General features: G+C 49.8%; 18 protein-coding genes. 5 read left to right on the forward strand and 13 right to left on the reverse strand.

The features are described from left to right. Window positions 1-206: 206 nt before the first annotated feature. Together AC50X8_RS04430 and AC50X8_RS04435 are read right to left on the reverse strand one after the other, a co-directional pair. On the reverse strand, window positions 207-1,433 hold the full coding sequence (locus AC50X8_RS04430; RefSeq protein ID WP_494878839.1) for an S-layer homology domain-containing protein: 1,227 nt from the start codon (window positions 1,431-1,433) through the stop codon (window positions 207-209). 25 nt (window positions 1,434-1,458) lie between these two features. Continuing rightward, complete coding sequence (locus tag AC50X8_RS04435; protein WP_494878840.1) at window positions 1,459-2,460, reverse strand: S-layer homology domain-containing protein; 1,002 nt, start codon at window positions 2,458-2,460, stop codon at window positions 1,459-1,461. A gap of 515 nt (window positions 2,461-2,975) precedes the next feature. Here AC50X8_RS04435 and AC50X8_RS04440 point away from each other — a divergent pair. Both AC50X8_RS04440 and AC50X8_RS04445 read left to right on the forward strand, forming a co-directional pair. Further along, the gene (locus AC50X8_RS04440) at window positions 2,976-3,533 is read left to right on the forward strand and encodes a hypothetical protein (protein ID WP_056031140.1); all 558 of its coding nucleotides are present in this window, start codon (window positions 2,976-2,978) and stop codon (window positions 3,531-3,533) included. Window positions 3,534-3,560: 27 nt separating this feature from the next. Next, window positions 3,561-4,037 (forward strand): glycoside hydrolase family protein, encoded by a 477-nt coding sequence (locus AC50X8_RS04445; protein ID WP_494878841.1) that lies wholly within the window; start codon window positions 3,561-3,563, stop codon window positions 4,035-4,037. Between the two features lie 9 nt (window positions 4,038-4,046). Here the strand turns inward: AC50X8_RS04445 and AC50X8_RS04450 are convergent, their stop codons facing one another. Then, complete coding sequence (locus AC50X8_RS04450) at window positions 4,047-4,373, reverse strand: TroA family protein (RefSeq protein WP_494864737.1); 327 nt, start codon at window positions 4,371-4,373, stop codon at window positions 4,047-4,049. A 244-nt stretch (window positions 4,374-4,617) separates the two neighbouring features. On the opposite strand from AC50X8_RS04450, the gene AC50X8_RS04455 reads away from it, so the two are divergent. Beyond that, window positions 4,618-6,855: a carboxylesterase/lipase family protein gene (locus tag AC50X8_RS04455; protein WP_494878842.1), complete on the forward strand. Its 2,238-nt coding sequence runs from the start codon at window positions 4,618-4,620 to the stop codon at window positions 6,853-6,855. Between the two features lie 191 nt (window positions 6,856-7,046). On the opposite strand, the gene AC50X8_RS04460 is transcribed toward AC50X8_RS04455, so the two are convergent. Together AC50X8_RS04460 and AC50X8_RS04465 are read right to left on the reverse strand one after the other, a co-directional pair. After that, window positions 7,047-7,700, reverse strand: a complete 654-nt coding sequence (locus AC50X8_RS04460; protein WP_494864733.1) for a hypothetical protein — start codon at window positions 7,698-7,700, stop codon at window positions 7,047-7,049. 93 nt (window positions 7,701-7,793) lie between these two features. Further along, a complete protein-coding gene (locus AC50X8_RS04465) occupies window positions 7,794-8,561 on the reverse strand; it encodes a helix-turn-helix domain-containing protein (RefSeq protein ID WP_494878843.1) in 768 nt (255 codons plus the stop codon). Window positions 8,562-8,878: 317 nt separating this feature from the next. On the opposite strand from AC50X8_RS04465, the gene AC50X8_RS04470 reads away from it, so the two are divergent. Both AC50X8_RS04470 and AC50X8_RS04475 read left to right on the forward strand, forming a co-directional pair. Beyond that, window positions 8,879-9,685, forward strand: coding sequence for an alpha/beta fold hydrolase (locus tag AC50X8_RS04470; protein ID WP_494878844.1), 807 nt, complete (start codon window positions 8,879-8,881; stop codon window positions 9,683-9,685). 122 nt (window positions 9,686-9,807) lie between these two features. Beyond that, on the forward strand, window positions 9,808-10,794 hold the full coding sequence (locus tag AC50X8_RS04475; protein ID WP_494864727.1) for a sensor domain-containing diguanylate cyclase: 987 nt from the start codon (window positions 9,808-9,810) through the stop codon (window positions 10,792-10,794). A gap of 159 nt (window positions 10,795-10,953) precedes the next feature. Here the strand turns inward: AC50X8_RS04475 and AC50X8_RS04480 are convergent, their stop codons facing one another. The 8 genes from AC50X8_RS04480 to AC50X8_RS04515 all read right to left on the reverse strand — a co-directional run bounded on the left by AC50X8_RS04480 (window position 10,954) and on the right by AC50X8_RS04515 (window position 19,622). After that, entirely contained in the window at window positions 10,954-11,808 is an 855-nt protein-coding gene (locus tag AC50X8_RS04480) for a GyrI-like domain-containing protein (protein WP_494878845.1), read from the reverse strand. Window positions 11,809-11,903: 95 nt separating this feature from the next. After that, on the reverse strand, window positions 11,904-12,824 hold the full coding sequence (locus AC50X8_RS04485; RefSeq protein WP_494864725.1) for a hypothetical protein: 921 nt from the start codon (window positions 12,822-12,824) through the stop codon (window positions 11,904-11,906). 117 nt (window positions 12,825-12,941) lie between these two features. Further along, a complete protein-coding gene (locus tag AC50X8_RS04490) occupies window positions 12,942-13,970 on the reverse strand; it encodes a serine hydrolase domain-containing protein (protein ID WP_494864877.1) in 1,029 nt (342 codons plus the stop codon). 189 nt (window positions 13,971-14,159) lie between these two features. Beyond that, window positions 14,160-15,896 carry an ABC transporter ATP-binding protein gene (locus AC50X8_RS04495; protein WP_494878846.1) on the reverse strand — a complete coding sequence of 579 codons (1,737 nt, stop codon included), beginning with the start codon at window positions 15,894-15,896 and terminating at the stop codon, window positions 14,160-14,162. Further along, a complete protein-coding gene (locus AC50X8_RS04500; protein ID WP_494878847.1) occupies window positions 15,865-17,718 on the reverse strand; it encodes an ABC transporter ATP-binding protein in 1,854 nt (617 codons plus the stop codon). The genes AC50X8_RS04495 and AC50X8_RS04500 overlap by 32 nt, the downstream gene beginning before the upstream one ends. Window positions 17,719-17,763: 45 nt before the next feature. Next, window positions 17,764-18,087 carry a nitroreductase family protein gene (locus tag AC50X8_RS04505; RefSeq protein WP_494878848.1) on the reverse strand — a complete coding sequence of 108 codons (324 nt, stop codon included), beginning with the start codon at window positions 18,085-18,087 and terminating at the stop codon, window positions 17,764-17,766. Then, complete coding sequence (locus AC50X8_RS04510; RefSeq protein WP_494864717.1) at window positions 18,084-18,425, reverse strand: nitroreductase family protein; 342 nt, start codon at window positions 18,423-18,425, stop codon at window positions 18,084-18,086. The genes AC50X8_RS04505 and AC50X8_RS04510 overlap by 4 nt, the downstream gene beginning before the upstream one ends. A 222-nt stretch (window positions 18,426-18,647) precedes the next feature. Then, window positions 18,648-19,622 carry a helix-turn-helix transcriptional regulator gene (locus tag AC50X8_RS04515; RefSeq protein WP_494864715.1) on the reverse strand — a complete coding sequence of 325 codons (975 nt, stop codon included), beginning with the start codon at window positions 19,620-19,622 and terminating at the stop codon, window positions 18,648-18,650. Between the last annotated feature and the right edge of the window lie 54 nt (window positions 19,623-19,676).

The following is a 19,676-nucleotide window of genomic DNA, read 5'->3' on the forward strand; positions in this document are numbered from 1 at the left end:
TTTTATTTTATAGCCATCAGGAATCGGCGCATTTACGGTAGATACATTACTTCTACTAGAAGTTAAATCGAAAAGACCATCTGTACCTAACTTTACTTTATAACTTTTCGTGATAGTTTCAGAGGTAGCAGCCAATATCGTTGGAGGTTGAATCTGAAAAATACCTATTACTATAGAAAAGATCAGTAGTAAGGATAAAAAAGGTTTTATTTTGCCCATACATCTTTAACCCCTGTCAAATAATAGTCTTTTTGTGGACTGTACGTTCTCAAATGAATTGGAAATCCTCCATATTTCTTCACTTGTGCTGCTATAACCGTTTTAGGAACGAAAGGGAGTTTCCAATTATACTCGACGTTGTTTTTCGTACCAAAATAAAGCGCCATTTTGTTTTTAAAGATGCCCTTGCGTTCAATCGTTTTCATGTCATAATAATAAAATTTATCTTGAATTTGAGTTGCAGCTACATCCCCTTCGCCTTCAGTATACATATAGAAACTAGAAGGGCCACTTTCACTTCTATTCGAATCAACTATTAAGTTTTTACTTACGAGTTTATACCCAAAGACAAGCCCAGGTGTCTTTTTTGGATCTAAATCTTTACCGTTCATCTGATACTCTGCACCATCCAAATACTCAGCATAATAGCCGTTTTTATCGAGTGGGTCCATAATTACTAATTGCTGAATCGATACTTCGAAACCTGACCGCATTTCCTTCGTAAACGGTAGCTTCACCAAATCATCTTGGCCTAACATAGTAATCACATTATGATCATGCCATTTAATCTCAGCCGCACTAGAAGCCCCCTGATCTACCGACAGCTTCCCGCCACCAGCAAGCTTCAGCAGGCGCGTGACGATAACCGCCGCTTGTGCCCGAGTAGTCGTACCATCTGGGTCTATCGTTTCCGCCTTGGCTCCTGTACGCGATAGCAAGCCCGCGTTCACGGCGCGGAACATCAACTCATCCGCCGTCAGCTTTGCTCCGCGATACTCAGCATCTGCTCCACGAACGGCGAGCTTAGCCATTTCCACGCGTGTTACTGCCTTGCTCAGATCGCCCGTAAAATCGCCAGCGGCATAGATTTTCGCATCAGTCAGCGCCTTCTGATAGCCAGTATACCATGGCTTGCCAGCAGGAGCAGCTGTGGCCTCCACCTTCGTCGTCAGCGCAATAACCTTGAGTAGCTCTGCACGCGTAATCGGATTTTGCGGCTTAAACGTTTGATCCGGATACCCGTTCAAAACTCCCGCTTTCACCGCAGCTTCAATCGATTCCTTCGCCCAGTGCCCTGAAATATCTTTAAACACAGGCGCGGCCGCCTCAGCAACTTTAGAATCCACCGACGTTAACGACAACGTAACCGCTGCCGACACCAACACTAACAATACAATAGAGCCTTTCCACCATTGCAATCCCATTTTCCCCATCTTATTTAACCTTCTTCCGATTAGATTAGTTTGCATAAATAATAATAGCCAAAGACTTGCTGGCCCTACTTTTGTCCATTATGATTTTCTTCCCCTTATAGGTTTTCAGCAGTCTAGCCTCTAACGCTTTTCCAGCGTCCAGCTTGACCGCATCCCGGTAAGCCGTATCCGCAGACTCGCCTACATAACGGGCCAAGAGTTCCATTAACAACTCCTTATGTAATGAGGGCTTCTCATATAGCCATATCATCGTTGCTTTTTTCCTGCTGTCATACTCCAACACTAATTTATAATCTGCAGGTTTTCCGCTGCCTTCAGGATTAAGCAGCACCGTTTGACCACTAACCATCACATCGCCCGAAAAGCTTTCGAGTGACAAAACCAGCTGCTTCAGCTCCCCCGTAGATGTATAAGCGGACTGCTCCGTAATGCCCCCAGCAGCCCGAAGCTGCGCAGACTGCCAATTCAGCAACCGATAAATGACCACAATCGCTTCCGCACGCGTCATCTTGCGGCCCATCCCGATCCTCCCGGCAGTATCACCCTTCATTAGGCCAAGCTGCTTGGACATATAGACATAGCCTTTCGTGCTCCCCGCCTTGTCCTCGCCTGCTGCCCGAACGAAAAGCCTCGCCGCTTCTCCGCGCGTGATCGCGTGATTCGGCTTGAACTTGGCAGAATCATATTCCGTCATCTTCAATAGACTGAGCTTCAACCCGGCAGCCAAATAAGGGCGGAACCATCCGGTGTCATCCAGAAAAGGCGTGTCCATATTGGCGACCTTAAGCTGCTGTGCTTTTACGACTGCGGCAAGCAGCTCTGCTCGAGTTACCAGCTTATTCGGTCGAAAGGTACCATCCGCATAACCGCTCACATAACCGGATTGTACCGCCTGCTCCACGGGAATACGGGCCCAATGGCCGTCCATATCGTTTAGCTGCTGCTTCGCCTCTGCTGCCTGGGCATGCAAAACCGGATTAAAGGCAAGCGCGACAACAACCGTTAACATAAATTGATTTTTCTTCATGCGGGGACTCCTTCATAGGTAAAATGGCACAGCCCATCCCCCCATAAAGCGCAAAAAAGCACGCAAAAAACCCAGGAGGATTTAAGCGTGCTTCGCTTCATAATTATTTTATACTTTACCCTATTTTATAAAATATTGTCAATCCATTTTTCGGATCTTTTCGTCACAAAAACTCACCAAACTCCTCATTATGCTCCTAAATTCGCTGATTTTCTGCATAAATAACCAATTTTCTACGTTCAGCAGCCGTTATGCGAGCTATCCAAGCCTAGTCGCTCCTCTTCTTTCACTTGTGATTTTTTCCATATTATCGCACTGCCAAAACCCTTATTTCATTCGCTATCAGCAGCCTTACTGTTCTCGCAAGCGTCTTTCGCCGCCTATACCTCCCCCCCATCTAAAGTCCTACAAATTAAATCACAAGCGCTTCCTTGCCACCCGAAACATTAAACAGTAAGATAGGTTTTAACTTTCTCGCTCAGATTTTCACTTTAACCTAGATGGAGGCCAACAAGATGAAGTGGTTCAAGCGCTATAAGCTGCAGCCAACGCTCGTTATCGTAAGCAGCTTGGTTATTTTGCTGCTGCTTGCGGTGCAGGCGATCATCGTTTACTACTCTACTTCACAGCTAATGTCCGCTAAAATTAGCGATGCTTCGCTGTCACAGCTGGAGCAGACTAATGAGAGCCTGACGCAGCAGATGCAGTCGATTCGCTCGCTAGCACTGTCTATTGTCATTAATCAAAATGTGATTCAAATTTTGGAGGACGGGCGCTGGGGCGCCGACATTTATCAGCAAATCCGCAGCAATGAGTCGATTACTGACCTGCTGTCCAATACGGCCTACTCTCGCTCCGATATTAGCGAAATTATTATCATTACCGACCGCATGAGCATCTACAATTATTCCAATCCTAACGGCATTTATGAGCAGGAACGTATGAAAGATAAGCCTTACTGGGATTATATGAGCAGCCGTACGGAAGGTTTTTTGCCGCCACGTGCCAACGATATTCGAATTGACGGAGCCGGCGCTCATATTATTACATATTTTCGCCACTTCAGGACTTAAATAAGCTAGCAAAGGAAGAGTGCTGCCATGTATATGTTCAGTTATTTTAAAGAAACGGATGAGCGGCTGTTTCTAGCCGAAAGCGAGGATGGCTACAGCTGGCGCGACTTCGCGGGCGGCGAGGCAGTCTTTCAATCGGAGCTGGGCAGCGGGCTAATCCGCGACCCGTTTATTTTGCCAGACCCGAAGCGCGGCCTGTACCACCTCGTTTGGACCGATGGCTGGAGCAGCTGCAGCATTGGCTATGCGCGTTCAGCCGATCTTCTGCACTGGGAAGAGGCGAAGCTGATTCCCGTTATGGAAGCGGAGCCGGATACGCAAAATACGTGGGCGCCGGAAATCTTTTTTGATACCGCCGCTCAGGCTTATCGCATCATCTGGTCCTCAACCATCCAGCCGGGGCCGCGCAATCATCGAATTTGGTCGGTGACGACGACTGACTTTGAGCATTTTTTCAAGCAAGCGCGCGCAATATATCATCGATTTTTTTACTATTGGAAATGACGCCATTGTTCATCCAAGAAGAAAATCAACCTCGTACACACAGCTATTCTGTACAGCGGGAAGGCTGCGCCACTCGGGCTGCTCCAGCAGCCGGCGCTCCTCTCCTTCCGCTTGGCTGTGCCACTTGTCGAACGTGATAAACAGATGGTCAGCTGATAGCAGCGCAAGCTCCTCAAGCGTCATCTTGATCATGCGCGAACCAACCGCTTTGGAAGGAACAGGACCTATCTGTACCGCCGGTGACGGGCATAATCCCAAATCTCCATACAAAACCGCAGCAGCAAAGCCTCTGCCTCCGTCTGTATATGACCTGCCCTGCTTGCCCCACTCGTCCAAAATAATCGGCTACGGTATGCAGCAGCGTCCGCCAGCTTTCGCTTAGCTCGCTGAGCACGCATGTGTTCGATATTTGGCGGCATTTCGACAAACCCGTTTATACAAAATGATCATTAAATGAAAACGATTACAATAAGTCGGATTTGAACATGTTAGATGTCGTTATCGTCGTAGTGGCATTGAAAGCAACTTCTTATAATGAAAAGGCATCATACAGGATGACAACAGAGAGGATGATTGTACAATGGGGAAGGTCAGACAAATAAGCGTTGTTGCTTTACTGCTTGCTGTTTTATTCGGAAGCATGCCCATTTACAGCTATGCGAGCATGACGGTGTCTGCTGCTGCGGCAGTATCTGCCGAAATTCAGTCGCTCATCGATCAAGGAATGATTAAGGGCAATGGCAAAGCGCTCAGCGAAAAATATTGGAGCAAGCAAGCGACTCGTGCACAAGCTGCGACGCTGTTTCTTCGTTTGAAAGGCTTAGAGAAAGAAGCGCTTAGCTATTCGGGAAGCGATTCCTTCCCTGATGCGGCGAAAGCAGGCAAAGTGCTTCAGCCGCTGGTTAACTATTTGAAAGCTCATCCGCATCTCGGTTGGCTTGCAGATAAGGATGGCCGCTTCGCGCCACAGCAGGCTGTCACCGCGCAGGAATATGCCCGGGTGCTGCTGAAGGCGCTCGGCTATGAAGCTGGCATAGATTATAAAGAAGCCGAGGTGCTGGCTTTTGCAGCCAAGCAGGGGCTAGCCGCATTGAAAACTGGCGGCAAGCTGACCAATGCCCAGCTTGCCACCGCCACGGCGCAAGCGCTGAAAGCAAAGCATAAAATCAGCGGCGAAACGCTGGCCGCGATTATAATTAGACAAGCGGCACAAGCGCCTTTCACTGCCGATGTGACGCAACAGACCGCCTATGGCGCGATTAAAGGCGCCAAGGATGAAGCGAGCAGCACGCTTAGCTGGCTCGGCGTGCCTTATGCGAAGGCGCCAGTCGGCGAGCTTCGCTGGCAAGCACCGCAAGCGCCAGCAGCTTGGACAAGCACGCTGGCGACGACCGCTTTCGCTGCGAATTGCACCCAGCTCGCAGCTGGCAAGGCAGCAGGCAGCGAGGACTGCCTGTATTTGAACATTTGGCGGCCGGCTGACAGCAGCACAAGCCTGCCCGTTCTTGTCTTCGCGCACGGCGGCGGCAATATGACCGGCTCCGGCAAAGATTTCAAAGGCGACCTGCTTGCCGAAGCGACGAACAGCATCGTCGTATCGATCAACTATCGCCTCGGTGCGCTCGGCTTCTTCCATCACCCTTCCCTAGCAACAGGCGATGCGGTTCAGGATTCAGGCAACTATGGGCTGCTGGATATTTTCCAGGCGCTCAAATGGGTGCAGGGCAACATTGGCGGATTCGGCGGAGACGCGGCCAATGTGACGCTTTCCGGCCAATCGGCCGGCGGCCGCGATGTCATGGCGGCCGTCATCTCTCCACTGAGCCAAGGGCTGTTTCAGAAAGCCATTGTGCTCAGCGGCGGCATGACGACCGCGCCTACGGCGGACGGCGACGCCAAGGTGAACAGCGTGCTGGCGAAGCTGGCCGCTGCGGATGGCACAGCCGCCGATGAAGCGGCGGCTGCCAAGTGGGTGGCTGGCCAAACAGCCGAGCAGCTCGCGGCATATTTGCGCAAGCAGCCTGCTGCCGACCTCGTGCAGCAGTTTGGTGGAACGGCCATCCGCATGGCGCCGTTCCCGCATTTATTTAGCGATGGCACGGTGCTGCCAGCGGAGGGCTTTAACGTATTGAAGAGCGGCAAATATGCGCAGCTTCCGATGATTTTGGGCAGCACAGCGACGGAGTTTTCCGCCTTCGCCTTGAGCGATCCCTCATTCGCTGCTGGCTTCGCTGACGGCAGCCTGCTGAAGGACCCGGTGAAGGGGCCACAATATGCAGCAGCTATCAAATATGGCAGCGAGCTGTATTCCGGCTTCAATGCAGAGCGCGCAGCCGAGGTACTGACGGCACGCTCTGGACAGCCAGCCGTTTATGCGTACCGTTTTGCATGGGGCACACAGGATGGCGTCATTTCGAGCAGCCTGCAGCAGTTGATTGGCGCAACGCACGGCGCTGACATGGATTTCATTCTCGGACGCAAAGCTGGCATTGCTGCGTATTTCCCTGACGGCTATTTCTCCGAGCAAAATGAGCCTGGTCGCAATGAACTGACAGCAGCCATTCACGGTTACTGGAAAAACTTCCTCTACACCGGCAATCCAAATGCCAGCTTCCTGCCAGCATGGACACCGTGGACGGCGAAGAATGGCGCTGATCGCATTTTGCGTCTGGATGCTTCAAATGAGCATCAGACGATTCATATGTCGAATGAATATTACAAGAAAGCGGATGTGCTTTCCCGCATGGAAAAAGAGCTACCAGCCGACACCTTAAAGCTTCTGCAAGAAAACGTATTGGCGGGCAGATTTTTCTGGTAAGCCTCATTCGCAGCGTTAAGCATTTATCTTAGTGTAGTGAAGACTAGTGTAGTGTAGAGTAAAGTACTGATAAACACAGCCTTGCCTCGACATATCTGCAACCATATAAAAAACAACAGCCCGGCAGCGTCCATTCAGGACAGCTGCCGGGCTGTTAATGCTCTATTTTCAACCGCAAATAGTGCGCTTGCTTATTTAAACGTAACGGAGCTTATGACATCGTCCGTCGTTTTTTTCGTTTCATCATCCAAGTAAGTCGTAATCAGGTTGAACGCATAGCCCTCCAGAATCGCACTGTAGTAATGCTGCGTTACCGTCACTTCGCCTGCATTGATTGTAACTTCCATCATATCAAAATCTTTGCCGCCAACTTTCGTCGAGACGATATCTTTGTATTCGTAAGGCAATTGGCTCTCGACCATGAATTTTTTGGATGCTTCCAAATAGTCTTTGCCTGTTTTGATGCCTTGCAGCATGCTCAGCTTTTCCGCAATTGCCATAACGGATGCTCCCGTCTGCTCTCCCCCGATCGGGTATTGCGAAGCCATCAACAAATTAAGCGTCTTCGTTTGAGCGTAGTCGAGCTGTTTTTTCTTTTTATCATCGTTGCCGACAATCGCTTCTCCAACCTCACTAGTCAGTTGGTTCATCGTTTCAGCATCTTGATATTCCCACTCTTCCGGGAAGTTCAGCGATACGCCGAAATATTCATTGCTATACGTTCCTTTTGCTGTCGTCCCTAGATCAACATCTTTCGTGCTGCCTCCGCATGCTGCAACCAATACAGCTACAAGCACGAGCAGCAGCGATAAGGAACCTAGCTTCTTTTTAGACATTTTAGACATAATACCCTCCGATAAATATTCTCTATTTGTGTACTTCGAAAGTGTAGCATAGACCCTATTATTTTCCACCTACAAAAAACTATAGGTTGTTTTTTACAAATAAGCGCATTTACTGGCGATAGATACCGCTTCTGTACTCGATTGCACACCAAGCTTCTCAAAAATCATTCGCTTATGATGATTGACCGTACTCTCCTTAATTTTGAGCTTCAATGCAATGGCCTTGACCTTCATTCCCTGTGAGATCAGCTGCAGCACCTTAAGCTGGCGTTCCGTTAATTTCACCGTGCCCAGCCCTTGGTCCAAATCCTCCGCAGCCTGCTGCTTGTCGTAACGGAACAGCATATCGGTGGGAATCAGCTTGGCTATCGCAATCAGCTCGCTTTTCATATCCGCATTAATCGTGGACACATCCAAATAACCGGCCATTTCCCCATTCACCTCAAGAGGGGTAGAGAAGCAGTGCCAGCTTTGAAAAAGAGGGCTTCCATGCTGCTCCGGCAGTAAATATACCGGTCCATTCGAGGCCATCGCTGCCGAAATCGCATTGACGCCGCAGCTTTTTTCGGTGAAATACATGCCGAGGCGCAGCTTCGATTTGGCAACCGTCTGTTTCAAATTATCGCTGTAATCCATGCCAAGCAGAACGCCCTTCGCGTCAGTCAGCAGAAATATATAATTGCCTGTGAGATGATCCTTAATGGTAGAGAGGCTATCGTGGAAAGCCGTAATCAACGGTTTATTTTGAAGGGAAATGCTTTCGAATTGCTGCCTGGGGACGAACGATGCGGTGGACTTGCGATATTCTTCTATATGGCCTCCACCCCACCGCTGGCGCAGAGTCTTGATCGTTTGTGGCATGGTCGTGCTATTCCTCCCTGCTTAACTCACTCTTATACTTATCGGTCAAACTTGGCAAAAACTTGAATCTCTTCACGGTACCGGATATTTTATGCTTTATGCCCTTTTACCCCATACAGCTAAGAAATACTCGCATTTTTTGGAAAATAGCCCTGAGCCCCAGCAAACTGTGACGTCTGCTTCATGCTTTATTTCTCTAGTTCCAGCAATGAATCTTGCTAACCATCATTAATCTTCCTCCATTTTCCGATATAATGAACAAGAAGCCAACAATCATCGCTATCCCTTCATCAAGGCGCTTCAGAGAGGAGCTTCATATGACTATCGACGTTTTGGAGCGGAATAATGTAAAGGTAATGGGTACAGGCAGCAAAACGATTGTTTTTGCTCATGGCTTTGGATGCGATCAGGATATGTGGCGTTATATGGTTCCTAGCTTTGTAGACAACTATCGAATTGTATTGTTTGATTATGTAGGCTCTGGAAAATCGCAAATTCACAATTATGATTCAAAAAAATATAATGACCTAGAGGGCTACGCCCAGGATGTGCTGGATGTAATGGAAACGCTGGATTTGCGAGATGCTATTTTCGTCGGCCATTCGGTTAGCAGCATGATTGGCATGCTCGCTTCCATCCATGATGCTAAATATTTCGAGCGTATCGTTATGCTCGGTCCTTCTCCGCGCTATGTGAACGATCTGCCGGATTATTACGGAGGTTTTGACAAACGCGATATAGAAGAATTGCTTTCCATGATGGAAATGAATTTCATTGGCTGGGCCAGCTACTTGGCGCCCATTGTCATGCAAAATAGCGAGCGCAAGGAATTAAGCGAGGAATTGGAAAAAAGCTTCTGCTCCAGAGACCCGCATATCGCGAGGCAGTTCGCAGAAGTTACTTTTTTCTCCGATTGCCGTGTCAGCCTTCAGCATGCATCTGTGCCTACACTGATTCTTCAATGCACCGACGATAGTATCGCTCCGGTTGAAGTAGGCCATTACTTGCATGCCCATCTCAAAAACAGCGTCCTTCGGCAGATGACAGCGACCGGGCATTATCCGCATTTAAGTCAGCCTGAAGAGACGAGCCAGATGATTAAAGAATATTTAGCCAGTGTTTAGTAGGCAAGGTGAAACGGCTTTCGCCGTCCTCTGGCGGCGCGGCGCGTTTCAATCCGAGAAATATAGAGGAAGGATGGGAACATCATATCCTTTCCTATATTTTAAAGAAAGGCAGCCCTTATATGGATATTCAATTAGATAAAGCTCCCTGCGGATATTTCTCCATATCGGACGCAGGCTTGATTCAATCGGTTAATCAGACTTTACTGGACATGCTGCACTATGAGCGCGATGAGCTGCTTGGCCAGCATATTCATTCCACCATGTCGGTGACGAACAAAATGTTTTTTCAAACGTATTTTTATCCGTACATTCAATTGTATGGGCGCGTCGATGAAATGTACTTTTCTTTTCGGACGAGCAGCCATGAAGATGTGCCTGTATTGCTGAACGGGGTTCGCCAGGAGCGTGACGGGGTTACCTTCATTGACTGCGTTGTGTTAGTGATGCGCAAGCGAATCGAGCACGAGAAGGATATTTTACAAACCAAGACGAAGCTTGAAGAGTTGTATCAGGCCACTCATGAAGCCAATAAGAAGCTCGAGCTCCTGCATGAGGAGTATGAGCTTAAACAGCAGGAGCTGTTAGGGATCAACCATCGCCTCGAAACGATGGCCTCCACGGATGCGCTGACCGGGCTTAAAAATCGGCGTTTTTTCCAGGACAGCCTGCTGGCACAGCTTGCCTTGTTCCAAGAAACACAGCAGCCCTTCTCGCTGCTCATTATTGATATCGACCATTTCAAAAAGATTAATGACACCTACGGACATCCCGTCGGCGATCTTGTGCTGACCAATCTGGCCCGTTTGCTGCAAACGATGTCTCGGGAGAAGGACATTGCCGCCCGCTATGGGGGCGAGGAATTCGTCATCATTCTTTCCGGCGCCAATCAGGAAAAAGCGATCGTTGCCGCAGAACGATACTGCACGACAACCGCTTCTATGGATTGGGGAGAGTACAGTATTACAGTCAGCATTGGCGCAGCAACCGTTACACCAGGCGACACCGACCAGACGCTGATCCATAAAGCGGATACTGCCCTCTATGCTTCAAAGACGGGCGGAAGAAACCGCATTACTCATGCGGATCATTTAGTGAACAGCAAGTAGAAGGCAGTAGGATAGATAGGACTCCAAGTAAAAAAGAAGAAGCCACCTGCGCTGCGAGGCGAAGACGGCTTCTTCTTTTGCTATATTTCACACTTACTAGATTGCCGAAATGCGCGCTATTCGCCAACTAAATCGTGCAGCAGCTCGGCTGTCGGTCTCTTAAGCTCTCGCCTCAACCGCCACCCATAGCTCATTACGGTTTTCTTCTGGCGGCAAATAACATTCGATAGCCGGCAATTCGGCGAGCCGATAGGCTGAGGTAGGCAGCCATTCCGTATACAGCCGCTTCCAAATACCGGCCAGCTGGTCTGGTCCGCCCTCCACTTCAAATACCACCCATGACGATGGCGAAAACTCCCGGCGGATCATAGCTTCAGGAGCCTCTTGCTCCGTTTCAATTGCTAAAATGTAGTTCAAAAACTCATTTTGCCCGTGCCCTCCGTCCGCACATACGCCAAGTATGCCACGGATACCGGGTTCGGCTGCGCGGATTTCCCATAGCTTTTCAAACAATCCAGCCTGTGCTGCCTCAGCCCATAAACGCGGTACCGTCTCAAACACCTCGCTATTGCGCACCTGCTCGGAAAGACCAACGACAGAAAATGCGCCAAGCTCCTCGATTCGATAATTCATTGCTGCCGCTCCTTTTACTGAAATTTGAAAGGATAGTCGCGGATAGGCCTTCAGCTTTGTACCGGCACTTCTCGCAGCAGTCGGTGTAGTACCATGCAGCTGCTGAAAAGCACGGGCAAACGCTTCAGGGGAATCGTAACCATATTTGAGCGCCACATCGATGACCTTTACCGTGCTGTTTTGCAGCTCAAATGCTGCCAGACTGAGCCGTCGCCTGCGAATGTATTCCGATAACGAAACCTCCATAATGTAGGGGAACATCCGCTGAAAATGATAGAGTGAACATCCCGCTATATGGGCTGCTTCCGCATAATCAATCTCATCAGCCAAATGATCTTCAATATAGCCAATGGCTGCGTTCATATGTAATACCCAATCCATTATCCAGTCCTCCTCTGCTCACTACTATACTTAAAGTAACATAAAACAGCCTTGCATTCTCTGCACAAGAATGCAAGGCTTCTCCCTGTAACGTATTATCCCTCTCGTTCCAACGACGGGCTGCTCACCTCTGAACTCTTCCCGCTTATTACAGATTGCCATAACATAAAGCAGCCAGCCCCGAGAGACAGCAAGAAGAAGAACAAAGCGAGCAGCGGCAGCGGCGACCATTCCAGCATGGCTCCGCCGATCCAAGTTTGCCAGCCTACTTCAAGCAAGCCCAGTATATAGGCAGCTCCCGCCACATGCACCCACTTGCGGCGCTCCTGCGGGCGCAGCCTCGTGCGCTCCGACAGCCATGCGACAAGCGGCACAGCTTGAATCGCATGAAAACCCAGACCATGAAGCCAGATGATATTCCCATTCCCGCCTGTCATGCGGCCCCCCGTCAAGGAAATCCAAATGCCAGCGGCGAAGGAAAGCAATATCGCCATAATCGCATAGCGGATCGCCAGCACCAGCTCCGGTCTTAGCTTATACGATCTGCTGCGGAAGAAAGCAACGGCCAACACGCAATAAAACACGATCAGCAGCATGGCCACAAGGCTAAAACCGGCTGCCACAGCTATATCAAAGACTGTACCGCCTTCTGCAAAACGCGGATTCATGCCGCGCATATTTTGTACATTTTCAGCGAAATACGAATACATGGAAAGAACCGCATAAGACCAGCGAAAAATCGCCTTGCCTCTCGTGCTCATAGCGGACAAAGGCAATATCGCCGCTGTCGAAAGCAAAAAAATACCCAATGCCGCATTAAAGGAAGCCGCTTTGCTTACATCCCCATTTGGCGCAACCTCGCCACCATACAGCAGCATCCAGACCACGCATACCGCTGCCAGCACAAAGCCAAGTATGCCTAGCGACGCCAGCAGGCCCTCCCCCTGAAACAGACGAACCTTCTTTACAGGCTCCTCCCATTGCGGGCCCGCTTCCGCACCTAAATTCCTAATCATATTATCCCATCCATTCCCTATTAGCTTCTTGCCTTAACTTTAAAGGAATGGACAGGGCAACCGGAACGGACCTTTATCCAGTATTTCACTGAACGGAAAGCGGATATTGCCTCAGGCTCAAGACGGAGAGATCATTTCCCCAATCATCCCTTTTAACTGATGAATGCCTAAATCGGTATTCGTCATAATAACGGTTCCCGTTCCTGTGAATGGGAAAGCAACTAGCATACATTGAAATCCTACGCCCCAGCCGAGCGAGGAAATTTCCAGCTCATGCTTGGAATGGTCTAGAAAAAGGCCAAGCCCCGTCCATTCTGTAACGCCTTGAGGGGTAACGAGCTCCTTCGCATAGCTTGCGGACAATCCTATTTCACTTTGATCTTTAAGAGCATTCATTAATTCCACAACTAAAATGGCCAAGTCCGACGGCGTTGTCCAAAGCCCGGCTGCTGCCGGATAAGGATAAATCGGATATTTCCCTTCCACTGCCTTTCCATGCTTATCGTGTCCACAGCAAACTCTCCCGCTCATTGCTTCTAATAATGATGGACGAAACGTGCTGTTGTTCATATGTAAAGGTTCAAATATAAGCTCGCTCATGACGATTTCAAAGGGCTTCCCTGAAACATCCTCTATGAGCTGCTGAATGATGCAATAGCCCGCATCTGAATATTGAAAGTCGCTTCCCGGCTCATATTCCACCTTAATAGGCACTTTGCAATAAGACGTCTCTCCCTCTAACAACGCCACCATTGGAGGAAAAAGCGCCCTGGAATGAAGCTCGCCAAATCCTCCCTCTGGATCAACAATGCCCGCTTGATGGCTAAGCAGCTTCCTAAGAGTCACTTTGCTGCTAGCAGTCCATGAATGACCCGGAACCTTCCATGAAGTGAGCCTATCATTTATATCCTCATCTAATGCTAGAAGACCATCCTCGACCAATTTCATAACGAGCATAGCTGTTAAAAACTTGCTAATGGAACATGCATTGAAAATCGTATCGCTATTCACCAGATGCGAGGCTCCTTGCTCCAGAACACCAAAGCACTCTGCCTCGCTCAACTGCCCCTGCCGAATAAACACAGCACTTAAACCTGCCACTCCATAATGCCCCATGCGTTCAACTACATTAATATTTAATGGCATACTCTGATCCAGCCCTCTCTCATTCCAATTCGTTCCAGTCACCCCTCCACATTATAGAACACATGTTCTTATAATTCAACCATTTATGATAAGCTTTAACCTGCTCCCGTCAAAAATAAAAATGCCGAATGGATAAGCTCCATTCGACATTCCCTTTTGGCCTTTCTCTATCCAATCACCTTGCAAAATTTAAGAAGAAATCTGCCAGCCCGCCGTCTGCTGCTGCAGCTTCCATAGCCGCGCATACAAGCGGTCCGCGCCCAATAGCTCCTCATGCTGACCCTGCTCAACGATTCGGCCTTGATCCAGCACAATAATTTGGTCGGCACTCATAACCGTCTTCAGCCGATGGGCGATGGCAATAACGGTACGCCCTTGAATGAGGCGGTCGATCGCCTGCTGAATATCGGCTTCATTTTCAGGATCGAGCGAAGCCGTCGCTTCATCCAGCAGCACAATCGGAGCATTCTTCAGTATCGCCCGCGCAATTGAAATGCGCTGCTTCTCCCCGCCGGACAATGTGCTTCCGCCTTCTCCAACTAGCGTTTCATAGCCTTGCGGCAGCTTCATAATAAAATCATGGCAGCATGCCTGGCGAGCCGCTTCCTCTACTTCGTGCTGGGTCGCCCCAGCTTTGCCGACACTTATATTATTCGCAATTGTATCCTGGAACAAATACACATCCTGAAATACCATGGATACTTTGCGCAGCAGCGCCTCCGGGTTCATCTCCCGAATGTCCTCCCCGCTGAGCAGCACCTGCCCCTCGCTTGGATCGTAGAAACGGGCAATCAGCCGCAGCATCGTGCTTTTGCCGCTGCCCGAAGGGCCGACCAGCGCGGTGAAGGAGCCTGACGGCAAGCTTAGACTTGCCTGCTGAATAACGGCATGCTCATTATAGCCGAACGTCACCTTGTCAAAAACGAGATCATGACCAGCAGGAGGCTGCTTCTCTCCAGGCATGACGGGCTCCTTCATCAGCTCTATGATTCGTTTTCCCGCCTGCTCATTGTAGCGGAACTCTGTAAAGCTAGTCAGCGCCGTCGTCAACGGATCATAAATTCTCGTGCCTATTAGCAAAAAGGTAACGAAGGTGATCAAATCAAGGCTGCCTCCAGCAAGCAAATATACCCCGACAATGGTCATTAGCGTTAATCCCGCGCGAAGAAAGGCGATTGCACTCAGCACGACTGGACCCAGAAGCCCCTCAACCCGAATGCTGTGACGCATAAAATCTTTAAATGACTGCTCAAGCCGCACGAAGCGCTCTCCCGTCAAATTAAAAGCCTTAATCACCTGAATGCCATTCAAATATTCCTGAAGCCGATTGGAGGCATTGATTTTCGCCGCCATATGGTTCGCACCAAGCCTACGGGTTAGTCCCGAGGTAGCCAGTACGATGACAATGGTAAAGGGCAGCGTCGCGAACAGCGCCAAAGCGAGCCGCCAGTCCAGCAGCGACAGCCCAATCAAAGCTAAAATCGGCGTTAGGGCAGCAGCAAACAGCTGCGGCGCCACATGGGAAATGCCATGCTCAACGAGCGCAAAATCCCCCATCATCATATTGGCGAGATCGCCGGGATCACGTTTATTCAAATACCCGAGCGACAGCTTGCGCAAATGCTCCGCAAGACGGCTTCTGCCATCGACCGCTGCGGTGTAGGCACCGCGGAATTGCGCGCGATAGGCGGGTATTTCGCTTAAATAAAGCAGCACTAACGCCCCAGCCATGCTGGCGCATATCCACCAAAGCCTCGTCATATCAAGAGCTGTACCCGGTTCGGCAAACGAAGTAAAGATAAGCTGCGCCACCTCAACGAGCAAAATAAAAGGAATAATCGCTACCAGATTGGAGAGCGTTGTATATGCAATTGGCTTCCATAATGCTTTTGGATTACCTGCTGTTATATTGCGCAGCATTCCCATGTTTGTTCCCTGCCTCCTTCCCTGCTCCAATTCGCCAGCCTGTTGCTGCCGTATAAGCGTTCCATAGCTTCGAATACAGCCCCCCGGCGGCGACTAGCTGCTCATGCTTGCCACGCTCGGCAATACAGCCCTCGTCCATGACAATAATTTGCGACGCATCGCGAATCGTAGACAGCCGGTGCGCAATGACGATAACCGTCTTGCCCTTTGTCAGCTCCTTCAATGCAAGCTGCATTTCAAATTCGTTTTCCGGATCGGCAAAAGCGGTTGCTTCATCCAGCACAAGCACTGGCGCATTTTTCAAAATCGCTCTCGCTACCGCAATACGCTGCTCCTCGCCACCTGACAAATAAACGCCGCCCTCGCCAATCAGCGTATGGTAGCCCTGCGGAAGCTGAGTGATAAACGTATCGCACTGTGCCGCTTTCGCTGCTGCATATACCGCTTCTGGCTTAGCATCAGGCACGCCGATCGCAATGTTATTGTAGACGGTATCGTAAAATAGAAACGTCTGCTGAAAAACAAACGCTACCGTATTCATTAACTCCTCCGTCGCCATATCGCGGATATCGACGCCGCCAATTTGAATCGCTCCTTCACGGACATCCCAGAAGCGAGGAAGCAAGCTTGCCACCGTCGATTTCCCCGCCCCCGATGGCCCAACGAGCGCCGTTACTTCCCCCTGCTGCGCCACAAAGCTCACATTGGACAACACAAGACTGTCGGCCTGTCCATAAGAGAAGGACACATCATGAAAGGCCACCTCGTAGGAAACCGGACGTTTAGGAAATTCCGGCTCTGGTACGGGCTGCTCGGCGAAAATTTTGTCAATTCGCTCAACCCCTTCATTTATGTCGCGCAGCCCAGATGCAAGATGCATAATCTTGAACATCGGCGCGGTAATGCCCGGCGACAAAATGAGGAAGAACAGCAGCACAGCGGCGAAAGCCACATTGCCCGGATCACGCTGGAGCAGGAACACGCCTACTGGCAGGATGAAGGCTGCGAATGAGCCGAGAACGACTTTGAACGATAAAAAACCATACTGAAATTGATCCGTATATTTCACGCAAAAATCCCGGTATTTGACCATATCCTCATAAAATTGACGGAAGGAAAACACCGTCTGCCCAAATACTTTAATGACTGGCATTCCCCGCACGTATTGAATGGCTGAACCATTCAGCCGCTCCAGCGAATCATAATACTGCTTGATGCTTTCCTGCTTCTTCGAGCCTGACATCATCAGCATTTGCAGCACGAAGCCCAGCACAATCGGAATCAGGCAGGCAGCAGCGAGCCACACATTCAGCCAAAACATGGCGATAATCATTATAACGATCGTGACTGCCATATGAATGAGATCCGGCAGCTGATGCGCGACGAACGTCTCGACCTTCTCGACATTTTGATCCAGCGTCTTCTTGACTGCTCCGGTCGAGGTGCTGTTTAGCCAGCCGAGTGGCAGACGGCCAATATGCGAGGACAGCTTCACCCGCAGGCCATACAAAATCCGAAACGCCGCAATATGCGAAGCCAGACCGCCGCCATACATCAGGAGCAAACTGGCTAACAGGCCGCCTAGTGCAACGAGGCCCCAACGAATCATTAGCCCGCTGTCCGCAGCTGCCGGGTTCGCCGCATGCTCCAGCAGTTCTTTTATTATAAAATAGACCGATATATATGGAATCAGCATGCATATGGCGCTTAATGCGGAAAAAATCCCTGATACAGCAAGCAGCCCGCGGCGTTCTCCAGCCAATTCCAGCAGCCTTGCGATTCCCTTTTTCCCTGCGATTTCTCCAGCTGTTTTTCCAGCCATGATAGCTTCCTCTCCTTCAGGCAAAAATCATCGGGACGTGCTGCCCTACAGCCACGTCATTTTTTTATCAGCCGAAATGCGGTTGCCAGGTGCTGGCTTCTGATCGAAGTACCCTAAATACAGCATGCCGGCGATGCGCTCATCGCTGCGTATTCCGAGTGAGCTGCAGAAGGGCGCGCTTCCGCATAACGTGTCATCAATCGACCACACCATGCCGATGCCCTGCTCCCAAGCGCACAGCTGAAAATTCTGAATCAATGCGCACGCCGCTGCAAAATCCTCATCGCGCTTCACCTTGCTTTTCTCCTCCTTCGCGACGACCAAGGTGAAACCGCTGTCGCCGTCATTTGGCGGCGCAGCGCGTTTCATTCCGAGAAATATAGAGAATGGATGAGAAAATCATATCCTTTCCTATATTTGAACAAAACCGCAGGTATTTGCTGAATTTTGTCCTTGTACATTTGCTTGATTTTGCTCGGCATCAGCTTATAGCGCTTGAGCTCCGACAGCGAACCCACCATATGATCCGCCAGCCTCGCCTTCGACTCCATCTCAGTCGCACAAATGAACCGCCATGGCTCGCGCAGCTTATGATTTGGCGCCCACACCGCGATATTCATCAGCTCCAGGACCGTCTCCTGCGAAAGCGGCTGTGTATTAAATTTCCGGATCGTCCTTCTGTCTTTAATCAATTCCTGTATATTCAAGCGAAAATCCTCCCCTTATGACACTACTATTGAGAAACATTATCATCATTAATGAATATCAGCTACCTCTGGACGGATTATTCCTGACGGTGGACGGAGATGCAGCCGCTTAGCAGCCATTTTATATGAGAAAAAGCCGGAGCCGTGGCGGCGTTATCGTCATTTCTAACGTTAACGTCGCCGTGGCTCCGGCTCTCCTATACTTTTCAAGCGGGTTGCCACTCACATCGAGCGGCTCTGCTGCCTGGCATATTCGCTTGGATTAACCCCAAACGTTTTGCGGAACAACGAGGCAAAATGGCTCATATTCGTATACCCTACCATAATCGCCGCTTCACTGACATTCATTCTCCCCTGCTCCAGCAGCAGCTTCGCTTCCCTCATCCGCTCCTCGCGAATATAGCCGAACACGGTTGTGCCAAACAGCTCTTTAAAGCCTGCCTTGAGCTTAAAATCATTCAGTCCCGTCTGGCGCGCCAGCTCCAGCAAGCCCGGCGGATTGGTGCGGTTGTGGTATAAAATGTTTTTCGCCAGATGAAGCCGCTCCACATCGGCTGTCTTTAAGCGCGAAGCGGCGGATTCCAGCTCGCTCTTCTGCTCCAGCCCGTACCAGAACAAGGCAATCAGCTCAAACGCTTTGCCCTCCAAATAATGCTGCCGAATAGGGCCGGTATACGGGCAATTCTTCAATTGATCGAACACCTGCTTAATTTCCGGTGTCAGCTGCTGCTGCTCGCAATAAAACGTATCGCCAGCCTGCCAAGGGAAATACGAGAATAGATGCTTCCATATTCTAAAATCGATTCGCAGCTCCATATGGGCCAACCGATCCGAATGCAATTGCTCGAAATGGATGCGCGTATCGTGCAAATAGATCATTTGCGTCCCGCCCGAGCCCATCGCCCGCTCCCCTCGCCTGCCCTCAATCGTCCAACAGCCATTGCCATGCTGCGTTAATGAAATTTCCAAATGCGGATACTGCACGTCAATATAAAAAATATGATTTTCATGCAGCTTCACATCAATCGTATGCAGCTCCATGCCCGGCCGCAGGCGCGTGCGCTGCAAATAGCCGTCTCCCCATTGCTCAGGAAGCTTAACCGTATCTGCAAGCTGCTCCACCGGAACGCCTAGCTCTACACCAATCCATTCATTATATAAAGATTCGATATGTTGGGCTTCCAACGTATGTTTCATCCTTATTTACCCACCTTTATTGAGAAACGTTTTCAATTAAAATTGTATCAGTAT

It is taken from the genome of Paenibacillus sp. JT22N15 (assembly GCF_059383755.1).

Bases quoted from the DNA above. Each gene is read 5' to 3' on its own strand.
- AC50X8_RS04495 (WP_494878846.1), bottom strand. From the start codon at position 15,896: ATGGGAATGCTGCGCAATATAACAGCAGGTAATCCAAAAGCATTATGG.
- AC50X8_RS04430 (WP_494878839.1), bottom strand. From the start codon at position 1,433: ATGGGGAAAATGGGATTGCAATGGTGGAAAGGCTCTATTGTATTGTTA.
- AC50X8_RS04440 (WP_056031140.1), top strand. From the start codon at position 2,976: ATGAAGTGGTTCAAGCGCTATAAGCTGCAGCCAACGCTCGTTATCGTA.
- AC50X8_RS04500 (WP_494878847.1), bottom strand. From the start codon at position 17,718: ATGGCTGGAAAAACAGCTGGAGAAATCGCAGGGAAAAAGGGAATCGCA.
- AC50X8_RS04490 (WP_494864877.1), bottom strand. From the start codon at position 13,970: ATGCCATTAAATATTAATGTAGTTGAACGCATGGGGCATTATGGAGTG.
- AC50X8_RS04465 (WP_494878843.1), bottom strand. From the start codon at position 8,561: ATGCCACAAACGATCAAGACTCTGCGCCAGCGGTGGGGTGGAGGCCAT.
- AC50X8_RS04445 (WP_494878841.1), top strand. From the start codon at position 3,561: ATGTATATGTTCAGTTATTTTAAAGAAACGGATGAGCGGCTGTTTCTA.
- AC50X8_RS04515 (WP_494864715.1), bottom strand. From the start codon at position 19,622: ATGAAACATACGTTGGAAGCCCAACATATCGAATCTTTATATAATGAA.
- AC50X8_RS04485 (WP_494864725.1), bottom strand. From the start codon at position 12,824: ATGATTAGGAATTTAGGTGCGGAAGCGGGCCCGCAATGGGAGGAGCCT.
- AC50X8_RS04470 (WP_494878844.1), top strand. From the start codon at position 8,879: ATGACTATCGACGTTTTGGAGCGGAATAATGTAAAGGTAATGGGTACA.
- AC50X8_RS04435 (WP_494878840.1), bottom strand. From the start codon at position 2,460: ATGAAGAAAAATCAATTTATGTTAACGGTTGTTGTCGCGCTTGCCTTT.
- AC50X8_RS04475 (WP_494864727.1), top strand. From the start codon at position 9,808: ATGGATATTCAATTAGATAAAGCTCCCTGCGGATATTTCTCCATATCG.
- AC50X8_RS04480 (WP_494878845.1), bottom strand. From the start codon at position 11,808: ATGGATTGGGTATTACATATGAACGCAGCCATTGGCTATATTGAAGAT.
- AC50X8_RS04455 (WP_494878842.1), top strand. From the start codon at position 4,618: ATGGGGAAGGTCAGACAAATAAGCGTTGTTGCTTTACTGCTTGCTGTT.
- AC50X8_RS04505 (WP_494878848.1), bottom strand. From the start codon at position 18,087: ATGAAACGCGCTGCGCCGCCAAATGACGGCGACAGCGGTTTCACCTTG.
- AC50X8_RS04460 (WP_494864733.1), bottom strand. From the start codon at position 7,700: ATGTCTAAAATGTCTAAAAAGAAGCTAGGTTCCTTATCGCTGCTGCTC.